Origin of the sequence: Gordonia sp. w5E2, assembly GCF_036540975.1 — a bacterium.
Lineage (GTDB): Bacteria > Actinomycetota > Actinomycetes > Mycobacteriales > Mycobacteriaceae > Gordonia > Gordonia jacobaea.
The window spans coordinates 3,323,821-3,337,148 of record NZ_CP144213.1 but is presented as its reverse complement, the minus strand read 5'-3'; the positions used below and the strand labels follow the sequence as shown (position 1 = coordinate 3,337,148).

The window sequence follows — 13,328 nt, the reverse complement described above, 5'->3', positions numbered from 1 at the left end:
ATCTCGGAGCAGGGCCCGCGTCGGTCAGTTCGGCGTGCGGGTCCCGGCGCCGTCGGCGCGTAAAGCGCTGAATGCCAACAGAATCGATGCATACATCTCGGGGTCTGTCGGGTCGAATCCGAGCACCTCGCGCACACGGTCGAGACGCTGATAAAGGCTTTGGCGTCCAATGTGCAAGGCCTGCGCCGAGCGAGTTGCACTGCAGCCGTTGCGCAGATGCACCTCTAGTGTGTGTGCAAGATGCGTCGACGACGCCGCGTCGTGGCGAACGAGCGGATCGATGAGGTCGATCAGTTCGTCGCGTGCCGCAGCAGACATGGTGCTTGCCGCGGCGTCGACGGCCAGAGCCCTTGCGGTGAACACGCGCCCGGCAACACTCTTGGTCTGCACGGATTCGACTGCGCTGCCCAGTCTTTCGGCACAGGTACGCAGCGAGTCTCCGATCGATAGCGACAGTCCTGGCCCTGGCCCGGCGTCAGCGGTCGCACACGGTTGGCCGACGACCACGGTCACGCGGCTGGCGTGTGCACCGATGTCGGTGAACGCCGTGCGGACGCAGTCGACGGCGTCGTGGTCACCGGTGGGAGTCGGCATCACGACGAGGCCGTACACGGTGGCGTCGACGGTCTCGAAGACCACACCGCCGAGCGTGGCCGCGGCACGACTGAGCGCACTCTCGGCCATGCGTGAATCGGGAGACTCGACGACAACCGGCACGATCTGAGTCGACTGCGACACCGGAGCGCCCGAACCCGACAGACGAGCGAACAGATCGGCTCGTCGAATCGGGCGCGACGCCAACAATTCCTCGATGAGCCGCGACGCCACCGCGGAGCGCCCAATGCCTCCACGTACGAGTGCCGACGTCAGTGGACCCGCCGCACAGTCGAGGAGCATCGCGGCGCGTTCGCCGGGGATCGGTGTGGCACCCGGACCTGCGATCAACCGTGCGATCTCGCGTCCGCGCGCGATGATCGGCGCCGATGCGATTTGACCGTCGACGGCCCGCCACGCTGATCGATCGTCGTCGACGCCGTGCGCGGCGATCAGTGCACCTCCCGTGCCCACCAACACGATCGGGCAGTGCGCGGCGTCGGAGACGTGTTCGAGCATCTTGGCGACGCCACCGCCGGAGGCCATGTCGTCGTGCAGGGTGGTGTCGAGCTCGCCACGTAACCGCAGGTCGGCGAGTTCTGCAGACACGATGGCCGTGTTGGAGGTGCGGCACATCGTGATGAACGGAACCACACGACGTAGCTCGACGATCGGCAGCCGCCGCGCGGATCCCTCCCGAATGATCTCGTCGGGAACGCTGTCGAAGCTGCGTCCGATCTCGAACGCGAGCGCCACCACACCACGTTCAGCCAGCTCGCGGACGTAATGGCGGCGGGTGCCCGCGTCGAGGCCAGCCAATCCGAGTCCGGTCGTCAACAACAGTTCACCGCCCGAGAGCAGGGGGCCTATCTCGTAGATCTCGCTCGAATGCACCCAGATCACGGGGCGTTCGAGGCGATCGTGTGCGGTGAGCACGTGCGGATCGGCGTCGATGAGGTAGTCGTCGATGATCTGTCGGAGCGAGAGCGTCGACGCCGGCCGTTGAAGCATGGATAGACGATATGCACGTTGAGGTCGGCGCGCGACACGACGGACTGTCGGTTGAACACGACGACGTAGCCGCGCACAGTCGAATCATGCTCTCGCGACATGGGACGACGTCCGCGTTCGACGCCGTGGCTGCGCTCGACACCGCCTACCGACAAGCGCAACTCGGCCTCTCCGAAGGGGGGATCCCGATCGGGGCCGCGCTGTTCAGCGCCGACGGCACCCTCCTCGGTGAGGGACGCAACCGTCGCGTGCAGCACGACGACCCGTCTGTGCACGGCGAGACCGACGCCTTCCGCGTGGCGGGCAGGCAGCGCGACTATTCGTCGACCATCATGGTCACCACGCTGGCGCCGTGCTGGTACTGCAGTGGGCTCATCCGGCAGTTCGGTATCGGTGCGGTGGTGATCGGGGAAAACCGCACCTTCGACGGTGGGCAGGAGTGGCTGCGCGACCTCGGCGTCGACGTGACGATTCTCGACGACGAGCGGTGCGTCGCGATGATGACCGACTTCATCGCCGGGAATCCCGCGCTCTGGAATGAGGACATCGGTGTCGTCGACGCCGGAGTGAACTCGGCACGTTCCGACACGGGGAGTCTGCGGTGAGCGGGGAGACGTCGAGTCCGATCCTGACCGTCGACCTCGCGCAGTGGCACGCGGGCGGCGAAGGCGCCGAGGCCGTGTGCGCCGCGGTGGACGAGTCGCTGCAGAAGGCGGGGTTCCTTCTGGTGACGGGCCACGGAATCGATCCGGCGCTGCCAGCAGCGCTGCGCGCTACCGCCAGGGAGTTCTTCGCCATGTCGCCGGAGGTGAAAGGGCAGTACGCCGTCGGCGTCGGTGGTCGAGGCTGGATCGGGCCGGGCCTGGAGGCCAATGGCTACTCCGAGGGCACCGAGACACCTCCCGACCTGAAGGAGACCTACAACTCGGGGGCGCAGACCCGCGTCGGCATTCCCGAGGTGGACGACTACTGGTTCGCGCCGGACGTCTGGCCCGCCGAGGCGCCCCGACTGCGTGAGCTGTTCACCGCCTGGACCGCGGCGTGCAAGAAGCTCTCCGACGACCTGCTCGCCCTGATGGCGGCGTCGCTGGGACTGTCCGGGAGCGAGAACCCGTTTCGCGACCTCGCGGGCTCGGCCACCTGGACGTCGAACATCAATCACTATCCGCCCATGACCGACATCGGTGAGCCGGAGCCCGGTCAGTACCGCATCGGCCCGCACACCGACTTCGGCACCGTCACCATCCTCGACCGCGAGCCGGGCGCGGGCGGGCTGCAGGTCTACAGCGAGCAGGGCGGTTGGGCCGATGCGCCGTACGACCCGTCTGCGTTGACGGTCAACATCGGCGACCTGCTCGAGTACTGGTCGGGAGGCCGCTGGCCCGCAGGCAGGCACCGCGTGCTGCCGCCGCAGGCCGACGCCCCGGAGGAGGACCTCGTCTCGTTGATCTTCTTCTACGAACTCGACCACGACGCCGTCGTGACACCCCTGGACCCTCCCGTCGGCAAGATTGCGGGCAGGCCACCGGTGATCGGCGGCGACTTCATCCGCGAACGGCTCGACGCCATCACGGTCGGCTAGATCCCGTCGACTGTGCGCTCTATCCGGTCGACTGTGCGCTAAAAGCGGTTGAGTGGGCGTCGAATTCGTTCGAGAGTGCGCTGCTGGGTCGGGCGAGGCTACTGTCGGGGAATGCGCTCACTGATCCCGCTCGCCGCGCCGATCGATCCCGCGCAGGCGCTGACGAGGATCGCGTGGTTACTCGAGCGCGACAGACAGAGCAGCTACCGAGTCGAGGCGTTCCGGCGCGCGGCCGCGACGGTCGTCGAGGTCGGTGATGACGAGATTCGACGACGCTCCGCGGCGGGTTCGCTGACCGCGTTGTCGGGCATCGGCAAGACGACTGCAGCCGTGATCGACGAGGCCGTGTCGGGGGTGCTTCCCGACTATCTCGACGGGTTGCAGGTCGGAGCCGATCCCATGGCCGACCCCGCAGCCGACCTGCTCTACGAGGCGCTGCGCGGCGACCTCCACGCACACACCACGTGGAGCGACGGCGGTGCATCCATCGACGAAATGGCATCGGCGGCAAGCGCTCTCGGCCAACAATGGCTCGCGATCACCGATCACTCACCCCGTCTGACCGTCGCCAACGGACTCTCGGCGGAGCGTCTCGATGCCCAGATCGGCGTCATCGAGCAGTTCAACGCGCGCGGCGACATCGACCTGGCCGTGTTGACCGGAATCGAAGTCGACATCCTCGACGACGGCGCACTCGACCAATCCGCGGAGATGCTCGAGCGCGTCGACGTCGTCACAGCGTCGGTGCACTCGAAGCTGAAGATGGACGCGGCTCCGATGACCCGACGGATGGTGGCCGCAGTCGAACACCCTCGCGTACGGGTGCTCGGGCACTGCACGGGTCGGCTCATCACCGGCGGGCGCGGTACGCGCCCGCAGTCGACATTCGATGCGCACCAAGTGTTTTCGACGTGCCGTGACACCAACACCGCCGTCGAGATCAACTCTCGACCCGAACGCGTCGACCCTCCCGACGACCTGCTCACCTTGGCACGCGATCTCGGCTGCCTGTTCGCCATCGACTCCGACGCACACGCACCCGGCCAACTGGAATTCAAAGCACTCGGCGCCCAGCGCGCAGAGAAACTCGGCATCGACGCCGACCGCATTGTGACGACATGGCCACTGGACCGCCTGCGCGCGTGGTTGGGCGACGCCGACGTCGTTTCATGACCGCACCTCGCAATAGACCGACCATCAGATCGACCAACCATCCGTTCGACCAACCATCCGTATCACCAGCAAGGGAGCGACCGTTGAACCCACCGATCATGTCCAAATCCGACGCCGCCGAACTCATCGTCGCAGCGCGACTGCGTGCCGGTCTGACATGGGCCGAGATCGCCGAGCGCATCGAGGCCCCACTTGTGTGGACCGTTGCCGCACTACTCGGCAAGCATCCTGTACCTGCCGAGAAGGCCGAAATCGTCTGCGAGATACTCGGTCTCGGTGAGGGCGTCGCAGAGAGCCTTCGGCTACAACCCGCTCGGACGCGCGACGACGAACTGACGTCCGACCCGACGATCTACCGCTTCTACGAGGCGCTCGCGGTGTACGGTCCCGCACTCAAAGAGCTCATCCACGAGGAGTTCGGCGACGGCATCATGAGCGCCATCAACTTCAAGGTCGACGTCGCCAGGAGGCCCGACCCCGACGGCGACCGCGTGGTGGTCACCTTCGACGGGAAGTTCCTCGATTACCGCTGGTGAGCGCGATCCTGTGGCGCCGCACACATCCGTCGCGCCTAGATGCCCGGTAGCATTTCGTCGGATTTGTCCTACAAACGAAGGCAGGGCTGGCGATGGGTGCGGCGCGCGAGGGAATTGTCGGCGGTGCGCGGAAGCAGGCGGCCCGCGGCGTGGGACTCGTCTCGAGCTATCTGCGGCCGTACACGTCGGCACACGGCGTCGCCGATTGCGACGACGAATACCGCAGCGGCGACTGGGACTACCTTGCCAACGAGCAGGAGGCTCCGCGCTTCCACGTAGTTGCCGGGTACTGTCTGCGCACCACGCCCCGACCGCGTGTGCTCGAACTCGGTTGCGGCGAAGGGCTGTTGGCGCAGCGTCTCTCGCCCGCGCACTACACCGAGTTCCTCGGAGTCGACGCCGCTGAGGATGCCGTCGAAAAGGCTCGTGCGAAGGGGCTCGACCGCGCCGCGTTCGTGCAAGCCGACGCCAGTACGTTTACCCCGGATGACGTCGATCCGACGGCCTCGCAGACGCGGTTCGACGCGATCGTGTTCTCCGAGATGCTCTACTACCTCCCGGACCCGCTGGCGACGGTTCGCCGACTGCAGGAGGGGTGGCTCGCCCCGACCGGCGAGATCGTGGTGTCGCACTACAAATCGATCGACCTTCCCCAGGCCCGCCAGGTCTGGAAGCTGCTCCACTCCGCCTTCGACGTCCGGCTGCGCTCCACGCTGACCACGGGCGACCTCACCTGGACGATCGAGGCGCTCGCGCCGCGGTGATCTCGACAAGCTCGATCAGCGGGTGGGGCTCGATCGGCGGGTGATCTCGACAAGCTCGATCAGCGGGTGGGGCCCGATCGGCGGGTGGGGCTCGATCGGCGGGTGATCTCGACAAGCTCGATCAGCGAGGGGGTCGGCTCGATGAGCGGGGGGCAGCTGGATCAGCGGGGGGCAATCGATCAGCGAGGGTAGCTCGATCAGCGGGGGTTTGCCCACGTTGTGGCGCGCAACCGGCATCGTCGTCACACTGGAGGGCAGTCCGGTGTTCGCCGGGTGCTCGCAGGGAGGTAGACGATGGCAGGCAACAATCCATTCGGCATTGATCCGGAGGACTTCGATCGATTCGCACGCGAGGCCGGCGACGGCCTGCGCGACATGGTGGGCAAGTTCCTCGGTTCACCGTCGTCGGGAGTGGCGTGGTCGACCGTCTTCGAGCAGCCCGCGCGCCGTGCGGCACCCGAACCGGAGACGACCGGAAAGTCCGGCTCGGGCGTCTGGGCGGTCTTCGTCACCGACGCCGACGGCGGCGCACGCGTCGAGCAGGTCTTCGCGAACGAACTCGACGCCCTGCGGGCAAACCAGCACAACACCGACCCCACCCGTCGGGTCCGCTTTCTGCCCTACGGCATCGCGGTGAGCGCACTCGACATCGCCGTCCCGCGCAACGACACAAGCCCCACGCCGTTGAGCGACGACGGTCCCGCTTCCGACGATCCGACGCCTGGCTCGACGTCCTGATCGCTGGTCACGCTGCGCAGCCGTCCGTCGACCATCTCGTAGACGGCGTCCATCCGGTCGAGGTGCGTCGGATCGTGGGTGACCAGAACGCACGCCGCGCCGTGGGTCCGCGTCATCGCGGTGAGCAGTTCGACGATCGCGGCACCGCGTGCCGAGTCGAGCGCTGACGTCGGTTCGTCGACCAGCAGGAGCGACGGCGTGTTCATGAGTGCGCGCGCGATGTTGACGCGCTGACGTTGGCCGCCGGAGAGCTGCGCGGGAAGCTTGTGTGACTGATCGGCCAGCCCGACCTGGTCGAGCAGTAGTCGGGAGCGCTCACGCACGTCGCGGCGTCGGCTCGGTCCCGACCACCATCGCTGGCCGAGATGAGCGGTGACCTCCAATTGTTCGACCGCGGTCAGCGACGCGATGAGATTGGATTGCTGGAACACAAAGCCCAGGTGCTCGCGACGAGCCCGTGCGGCCTCCCCACGGGAGAGACCATTGAGTTCGACGGTGTCACCGGACCGGGTCGCAACCGAAACACGTCCCGAATCCGGTCGGATCAGACTGCCCGCAACGGCGAGCAGGCTCGACTTCCCAGAACCCGACGGTCCGGTGATCGCCACGATCTCGCCCGGCGCTACCGCGAGGCTGACATCGTCGAGCGCTCGCACACGCCCGGCGCCGTCGGGAAAGGTCAGCGTCACTGCCGACATGTCAAGGGCAGGAACAGATTTGGCTGAGACGATCGTGCTCATCGAGCACCTCCCAGTGCGGTCAGTGGATCAGTGGTGACAAGAAATCGGAGCGCCAGTGCGGCGCCTATCAGGCCGAGCGCGATGATGGCGGCAGCGGGCAGGAGGGTCGTGGCGGTGGTCAGCACGAACGGTATTCCGCCGAGGAATCCGCCGACCAGGGCAGTGATGGCCGTTCCGATCGCGGCCCCGACGACGAGCACCATCGCGGCCTGACCCAGCGCATCGCGTACGAGTGAACCGGTCGACGCGCCCAACGCCTTGAGGACCGCGATATCGGGAATGCGCTGCACCGTCCACACCGTGAAGAAGGCACCGATCACCAACGCCGAGATCACGAACAGCATGATGGTCATCAACGTGAGTGAACTGTTCTCGGCCTTGTAGGACGCCAGCGCCGAGAGCGCATCATCGGAACTCATGACCGTCGTCTGTGTCGCCCGTGCGACCGATGTGTCAGCACCGTTCGACGCCGTGAAGGTGACAACCGTGGCGGCGCCGGCATGCGGTGACAACTGCTGCCAATCGCCGAGCGAGAGGTACACGACGGGACTGTGTGCGTACCAGTCGTCGCCGACGATCCGCGCAACGGTGAGTGGTCGACCGCCGAGTTCGACGGACGTGCCCTCACTCGCGTGCAGCGTTTCTGCGACCGAAGAACTCAATTCGACGCTCCCCGGTGTGGGCGAGTCGCGGTCGGTACCGATGAGCGCCACGGGCACAGGGGAGTCGGGCGCGGTGGATGGCGCTATCCGCGCCCGGGATATCCCGACTCCAACACTGTCGGGTTGCGCCGAGCGCCATGCGGCCAGTTGCGCTGCGGTGAGCGAGGATTCGTCGAACGAGGGTGCGGTTCCGGTGTCGGAGAACACCACCGAGTTGCCCGGAAGGTGCTGCACCGCCGAGATGTTCTGGTGGCGTAGGCCCGCAGTGAGTCCGCTGAGGAACGTGACGAGTACGGCAACGAGCACGACGACGAGCGCTATCAAAGCGAACCGTCCACGGGCACGCCGCAGGTCGCGAAGCGCGACAAACATCGAGAAGTCCTTTCCGTCGCTGCGTACCCGGGCCCCGTGTGATCGTCCGGAGCGCAGCGTCGATGTGTGGTGACAACTTCATGCTCGGCCGCACACGCCGCCCGCGCGTCGCCTGTCGGGATGGCATCGGTTCCGTCCTCCGTACGTACCCTCTACTCCTTTCGATGGATGCGTGGACAACCAGCGCGGCTATCGTTGAACGACATGCACCCGTCCCCACTCACCCCCGTTGTCGCTGCGTTGCGGTGGGGTCTGCACCTGCTCGCCGTCGCGCTGACCGTGGTGGTGATCGTGCGCGCGTTGATCGCGACTCCGCCCGACGTCGCGGCGGCGATCGTCGCTGCGGTCTGGCTCGCGGTCTATTTCGCGGGCGGTCTCGTGGTGGGCAATCGTCGGCGTGCGCTGGTGTGGCTGGCCGTACTCACCGCGGTGTGGCTGGTCGAACTGGCACTCACCGCGGAGGCCACGTATCTCGTCTTCGTCCTGTTCTTCCTCTACCTGCACCTGCTCGGTCGACGCATCGGCTTGGTGGCCGTCACGTTGGCTACCGGTGTCGCGGTGGTCGGTTACGCGCTGCACAACGGATGGTCGGCGGCCGCGATCATCGGGCCAGTGCTTGGTGCGGGTGTCGCCGTCGTGATCTCCGCGGGCTACGCACAGCTCTTCGCCGAGGCACGACAGCGGGAGCGACTCATCGACGAATTGGTCGCTGCGCGAGCCGATCTCAGCGATCAGCAACAGGCCATCGGCAGGGCCGAGGAACGTGAACGGCTCGCTGCCGAAATCCACGACACCGTCGCGCAGAGCCTGTCGAGTATCCAACTCCTGTTGCACGCGGCAGAACAGTCGACCGGAGAACAAGCGGCGTCGTCGATCGCGTTGGCGCGCAACGCCGCTGGTGACGCACTGACCGAGACCAGACGCCTCATCGCAGAACTGTCCCCGGCGCCCCTCGACGGCTCCTCGCTGGCGGATGCACTCCGACGAGTCGCCGCGGACGCATCGGGACACGGCATCACCGTCAGCGTGCTCATCGAGGGCGACGCACAACCACTCGCCATGCCCACCGAGGCGGCGCTTGTCCGTGTGGCGCAGGGCGCGGTGTCGAACGTGGTCCGCCATTCTCGCGCAGGCACGCTGCATCTCACCCTCACGTACACCGCCGACGAGGTGCACCTCGACATCGTCGACGACGGTACGGGTTTCGCGGCCGATGCGTCGGAGGGATACGGGCTCAGCACTATTCGACGGCGCGTCGACTCTCTCGGCGGACAGGTCGACATCACCTCAGACGACGCGGGTACCACCGTTGCCGTCTCATTTCCCGCCGTGTCATTTCCCGCTGTGTCATTTCCCACCGTGGCGCCTGCTGCCGCGCGGTCGGTGCAGGAGCGCGGCCGGTGATCCGCGTTCTACTTGCCGACGACCATCCGATCGTGCGGGCCGGGTTGTCGGCGTTGCTCGCCAACGCCGCTGATATCGACGTCATCGGCGAGGTGGCGAAGGCCGACGACGCGGTGGCCTGGTGCACCGACACCGCCCGATCCCCACAACCCGATGTCGTCCTGATGGATCTCCGCTTCGGAGAGGGGATGTCGGGAGTGGAGGCAACCCGGAGGATTCACGCCCTGCCGCGGGCGCCGCACCTTCTCGTCGTCACGAACTACGACACCGACGCCGACATCCTCGCCGCCATCGAGGCAGGGGCGAGCGGGTACCTGCTCAAAGACACCGCGCCCGCGGAACTGCTGGCCGCGATACGGGCAGCGGCGGCGGGGGAGAGTGCGTTGTCGCCGTCGGTCGCGACCCGACTGTTGACGCGGGTGCGTGCCACGCCCGACACCGTGCTGACGCCACGCGAGATCGACGTCGTCGCACAGGTGGCGACGGGCCGGAGCAATCGCGAGATCGCGAAGGCGCTGCACGTGAGCGAGATGACGGTGAAGTCGCACCTGGTGCACATCTTCACCAAGCTCGGCGTCGGCTCCCGGACCGCCGCCGTCGCCAGCGCGCGTCGTCAGGGACTCATCGACTGACCGGTCAGCCGCGCACGAGACCGATCACCTCGGCGAGTGCGTCGAGATCCTTTTGCGAGGGTTCGATGAACGTGAAGTACGAGATTCCGGCGGTCTCGTTGAGGTGGTTGATCCTGTCGGCGACCTCCGCAGCGCTGCCGTGGAGGATGTTCACCGATCCGCGGAGTGCGGCGTCGTCGAGGTCGGGGTTTGCCCCGCGCAGCGCGGTGACATCGGGTTCGCGCCCAACGGCCAGGTCGAAGAGGATCACGTTGAGTTCGAGTGCGTCGAAGCGCTCACCGGCCTCGCTGCGGACGTGGGCGACGCGGTCGGCGAGCACGTCGTCGGTCGGCAGGTTGGAGAACGCGACGATGTCGGCCTTGCGTGCGGCGAGCGAGAGTACGCGGTCGCCGATTCCCGCGACCATGATCGGCGGATGCGGCTGAACGAACGGTGGCGCCTGCGCGGGATCGTCGAAGGCGATGTGCAGATGGTCGACGACCTCCTCGAGATGATCGACTCGCTGGCCGGGACGGCCGAACGGGATTCCCGCGGCGTCGAATTCGGCTTTCACATAGCCAGCTCCGAGACCGATCTCGAGCCGCCCACCGCTGAGTTGATCGACGGTTGCGAGGTCGCGCGCGAGCAGCGCGGGACTGTAGAAGGGCGCGTTGAGTACGAAGTTTCCGATCCGCAGCTCTGGTGCCTGCGCGGCAGCCGCGACGAGTGCGGGCATCGGCCCGATGAGGCCGAGGTGGTCGGGTACGAGAACGACGTCGGCGCCGGAATCGGCGACGGCTTGCACCTGCGCACGGAACTGATCGCCCGTGCCGGTTCCCAACAGGTTGACTCCGAAACGGATCTTTCGCGTATCTGGCGACATGCCTAGTACCAACCGCCGCGACCGGCCATGGATTCCGGCCAGGGCCCGATGGATTCCGGGCAGGAACCGATCTCGCTGCCGACCACTACGCCTCGACGATGATGACGTGGAGTGTGCGCGGGCCGTGGACGCCCTCTACGCGGTCGAGTTCGATGTCGCTCGTCGCGCTCGGTCCGCTGATCCAGGTTTGGGCGCGGGTCGCCGAACCCTGCTCGATCAAGCGGGCCACTGCTTCGGGAACGTCGCTGACGATCTGATCGGTGCGGATCATGCAGAGGTGAACATCGGGTACGAGTGACACGGCCCGACGACCTTGTCCCGCACCGTGATCGAGGACGATGGTGCCGGTGTTGGCAATGCCGACCGCCGCGGTGGTGATCACCGCCGACGCGGCGTCGAGTTCACTGGGGGAGAGATCGTCATCGGACAGCCACGCCGGGTCTACCCCAGACAGCAGATCGCGGACGACGGCGTCGGCGATGACCGGACCGTCGAGGTTCTCCAGCAGGGCGTTCACGTGATCCGACAGGTGTGCTGGATCGACGCGTTCGACAACGGCCTTGTAGTCGGCGACGCGCTCGGCGAATCGGTCGACGAGGCCGAGATTGCCTGTGCTCGAGGGTCGGCCGTAGGCCCAGTCGACGGGTGTGACGTCGTCGGCAGGTACGTCGGCCAGGGCCGCGCGGACCCGACCGATGATCTCCTCACGGGCGGCGGTCATCGTGCTTCATCTCCAGAAGTGTTGTCGCGCTCGCGTTTCCACCACTCGCGAAACGTCTCAGCGGGTGGAACCGGGGTGTCACGCGCACTCGACCACGGAGTCATCGGCCAGGGCAGCGCGCCGAGCGTGCGCCGGTTGCCGAAGAAGCGGTGACTCGCTGTGGCGGCTTTCTGGGCGGCCTCGAGTCTGCGGTGATCGGCGAAGACCTTCTCCATGGCTTTCATCGCTGCGGCCTCGGCGGTCGGTAGCCCCTTCCGATGTTCGTCGACGACGCGGGTGCGCAGATGAACGAGTATGTCGGGTATGGGAATTCGGACCGGACACACGTCGAAGCACGCACCGCACAGGCTTGACGCGTAGGGGAGCGATTGATCGATCTTCGACGCCGTGCCGCGGAGCTGAGGGGTGAGAATCGCGCCGATAGGACCCGGGTAGACCGAACCGTACGCGTGCCCGCCGGTGCGCTCGTAGACCGGACACACGTTGAGGCACGCCGAGCACCGAATGCAGCGCAGCGCGGCGCGCCCGACCTCGTCGGCCAAGACGCCGGTGCGGTTGTTGTCGAGGAGGACGATGTGCACGTTCTGCGGACCGTCGCCCGGGGTGACGCCTGTCCACACCGACGTGTACGGATTCTCGCGTTCGCCGGTGCTGGAGCGAGGAAGTACCTGCAGGAATACTTCGAGGTCGGCCCACGTCGGCAGGATCTTCTCGATGCCCACCACGGAGATCAAGGTCTCGGGCAGCGTCAGGCACATGCGTCCGTTGCCTTCGGATTCGACGACGACAAGGCTGCCGGTGTCGGCAATCGCGAAGTTGGCTCCGCTGATGCCGACCTTGGCGCGTAGGAACTTCTCACGCAGATGTACTCTCGCCGCCTCGGCCAGCCGCGCCGGTTCCTCGGTCAGGTCGTCGGGTGCGGGGCGTCCCACCTTCGCCATGTTCTGCAGAAAGATCTCACGGACCTCGCTGCGATTTCGATGAATTGCGGGCACGAGGATGTGACTCGGCCAGTCGTTGCCGAGTTGCACGATGAGTTCGGCGAGATCGGTCTCCCACGCGTCGATGCCCGCGGCGGCAAGCGCCTCGTTGAGTTCGATCTCCTGAGTGGCCATCGACTTGACCTTGACCACTTCCGAGGCGCCAGTGCTGCGGACCAGATCGACGACGATGCGGTTGGCCTCGTCCGCGTCGCGCGCCCAATGCACCTGTGCGCCAGCGGCCGTCGCCTTCTCTTCGAACTCCAACAGGTAGGCGTCGAGGTGGCGTAGCGTGCGGTTCTTGATCGCCTCCGCCGCCAGCCGCAACTCCTCCCAATCGGCGAGTTCGTCGACAACCGCTGCGCGCTTGTGCCGGATGGTCGACGTCGCGTGTTCGAGATTGCGACGCTGGACGGTATTCGCCAACTCGTGACGGGCGGCCTTCGGGAACTTCGGCATCCCGACGAATGTCTCGGTCACCCCGACGTGCGGATGTCCGAGACCGAAACCGTGCCGGCTCAACGCTTCCTGCTCGGCGTGCTGATCGGACTCAACTG

General features: G+C 66.6%; 14 protein-coding genes. 8 read left to right on the top strand and 6 right to left on the bottom strand.

The genetic code is table 11. The features are described from left to right. Window positions 1-24: 24 nt before the first annotated feature. Window positions 25-1,605: a helix-turn-helix domain-containing protein gene (locus tag RND64_RS15085; RefSeq protein WP_049698514.1), complete on the bottom strand. Its 1,581-nt coding sequence runs from the start codon at window positions 1,603-1,605 to the stop codon at window positions 25-27. 86 nt (window positions 1,606-1,691) lie between these two features. Between RND64_RS15085 and RND64_RS15080 the strand changes: the two genes are divergently transcribed. The 6 genes from RND64_RS15080 (at window position 1,692) to RND64_RS15055 (ending at window position 6,398) form a co-directional block, all read left to right on the top strand. Then, a complete protein-coding gene (locus tag RND64_RS15080; protein ID WP_049698642.1) occupies window positions 1,692-2,210 on the top strand; it encodes a nucleoside deaminase in 519 nt (172 codons plus the stop codon). Beyond that, complete coding sequence (locus tag RND64_RS15075) at window positions 2,207-3,187, top strand: isopenicillin N synthase family dioxygenase (RefSeq protein WP_049698513.1); 981 nt, start codon at window positions 2,207-2,209, stop codon at window positions 3,185-3,187. Before RND64_RS15080 ends, RND64_RS15075 begins: the two co-directional genes overlap by 4 nt. Window positions 3,188-3,298: 111 nt before the next feature. Next, window positions 3,299-4,360 (top strand): PHP domain-containing protein, encoded by a 1,062-nt coding sequence (locus tag RND64_RS15070; RefSeq protein WP_049698512.1) that lies wholly within the window; start codon window positions 3,299-3,301, stop codon window positions 4,358-4,360. Between the two features lie 83 nt (window positions 4,361-4,443). Beyond that, window positions 4,444-4,896, top strand: a complete 453-nt coding sequence (gene cynS / locus RND64_RS15065) for a cyanase (RefSeq protein WP_162491223.1) — start codon at window positions 4,444-4,446, stop codon at window positions 4,894-4,896. Window positions 4,897-4,988: 92 nt separating this feature from the next. Further along, window positions 4,989-5,660 (top strand): class I SAM-dependent methyltransferase, encoded by a 672-nt coding sequence (locus tag RND64_RS15060; RefSeq protein ID WP_049698511.1) that lies wholly within the window; start codon window positions 4,989-4,991, stop codon window positions 5,658-5,660. A gap of 294 nt (window positions 5,661-5,954) precedes the next feature. After that, window positions 5,955-6,398, top strand: a complete 444-nt coding sequence (locus RND64_RS15055) for a hypothetical protein (RefSeq protein WP_152930035.1) — start codon at window positions 5,955-5,957, stop codon at window positions 6,396-6,398. Here RND64_RS15055 and RND64_RS15050 read toward each other — a convergent pair. Beyond that, window positions 6,281-7,138: an ABC transporter ATP-binding protein gene (locus tag RND64_RS15050; RefSeq protein WP_049698509.1), complete on the bottom strand. Its 858-nt coding sequence runs from the start codon at window positions 7,136-7,138 to the stop codon at window positions 6,281-6,283. The genes RND64_RS15055 and RND64_RS15050 overlap by 118 nt on opposite strands. Then, window positions 7,135-8,172: an ABC transporter permease gene (locus RND64_RS15045; protein WP_049698508.1), complete on the bottom strand. Its 1,038-nt coding sequence runs from the start codon at window positions 8,170-8,172 to the stop codon at window positions 7,135-7,137. The genes RND64_RS15050 and RND64_RS15045 overlap by 4 nt, the downstream gene beginning before the upstream one ends. A gap of 204 nt (window positions 8,173-8,376) precedes the next feature. On the opposite strand from RND64_RS15045, the gene RND64_RS15040 reads away from it, so the two are divergent. Further along, the gene (locus tag RND64_RS15040) at window positions 8,377-9,576 is read left to right on the top strand and encodes a sensor histidine kinase (protein ID WP_049698640.1); all 1,200 of its coding nucleotides are present in this window, start codon (window positions 8,377-8,379) and stop codon (window positions 9,574-9,576) included. Further along, window positions 9,573-10,208 carry a response regulator transcription factor gene (locus RND64_RS15035; RefSeq protein ID WP_049698507.1) on the top strand — a complete coding sequence of 212 codons (636 nt, stop codon included), beginning with the start codon at window positions 9,573-9,575 and terminating at the stop codon, window positions 10,206-10,208. Before RND64_RS15040 ends, RND64_RS15035 begins: the two co-directional genes overlap by 4 nt. Before the next feature lie 4 nt (window positions 10,209-10,212). Here RND64_RS15035 and RND64_RS15030 read toward each other — a convergent pair whose 3' ends face one another. From RND64_RS15030 to RND64_RS15020, 3 genes are all read right to left on the bottom strand, one after another. Beyond that, window positions 10,213-11,070, bottom strand: coding sequence for a TIGR03621 family F420-dependent LLM class oxidoreductase (locus RND64_RS15030; protein WP_049698506.1), 858 nt, complete (start codon window positions 11,068-11,070; stop codon window positions 10,213-10,215). 85 nt (window positions 11,071-11,155) lie between these two features. Continuing rightward, window positions 11,156-11,791 carry a LutC/YkgG family protein gene (locus RND64_RS15025; RefSeq protein ID WP_049698505.1) on the bottom strand — a complete coding sequence of 212 codons (636 nt, stop codon included), beginning with the start codon at window positions 11,789-11,791 and terminating at the stop codon, window positions 11,156-11,158. Beyond that, complete coding sequence (locus tag RND64_RS15020; RefSeq protein WP_049698639.1) at window positions 11,788-13,230, bottom strand: LutB/LldF family L-lactate oxidation iron-sulfur protein; 1,443 nt, start codon at window positions 13,228-13,230, stop codon at window positions 11,788-11,790. Before RND64_RS15020 ends, RND64_RS15025 begins: the two co-directional genes overlap by 4 nt. Window positions 13,231-13,328: the final 98 nt, after the last annotated feature.

Coding starts and splice junctions, on each gene's coding strand:
- RND64_RS15085 (WP_049698514.1), bottom strand. CDS start 1,605: ATGCTTCAACGGCCGGCGTCGACGCTCTCGCTCCGACAGATCATCGAC.
- RND64_RS15040 (WP_049698640.1), top strand. CDS start 8,377: ATGCACCCGTCCCCACTCACCCCCGTTGTCGCTGCGTTGCGGTGGGGT.
- RND64_RS15025 (WP_049698505.1), bottom strand. CDS start 11,791: ATGACCGCCGCCCGTGAGGAGATCATCGGTCGGGTCCGCGCGGCCCTG.
- RND64_RS15080 (WP_049698642.1), top strand. CDS start 1,692: ATGCTCTCGCGACATGGGACGACGTCCGCGTTCGACGCCGTGGCTGCG.
- RND64_RS15070 (WP_049698512.1), top strand. CDS start 3,299: ATGCGCTCACTGATCCCGCTCGCCGCGCCGATCGATCCCGCGCAGGCG.
- RND64_RS15055 (WP_152930035.1), top strand. CDS start 5,955: ATGGCAGGCAACAATCCATTCGGCATTGATCCGGAGGACTTCGATCGA.
- RND64_RS15020 (WP_049698639.1), bottom strand. CDS start 13,230: ATGCCGAAGTTCCCGAAGGCCGCCCGTCACGAGTTGGCGAATACCGTC.
- RND64_RS15045 (WP_049698508.1), bottom strand. CDS start 8,172: ATGTTTGTCGCGCTTCGCGACCTGCGGCGTGCCCGTGGACGGTTCGCT.
- RND64_RS15050 (WP_049698509.1), bottom strand. CDS start 7,138: ATGAGCACGATCGTCTCAGCCAAATCTGTTCCTGCCCTTGACATGTCG.
- RND64_RS15030 (WP_049698506.1), bottom strand. CDS start 11,070: ATGTCGCCAGATACGCGAAAGATCCGTTTCGGAGTCAACCTGTTGGGA.
- RND64_RS15060 (WP_049698511.1), top strand. CDS start 4,989: ATGGGTGCGGCGCGCGAGGGAATTGTCGGCGGTGCGCGGAAGCAGGCG.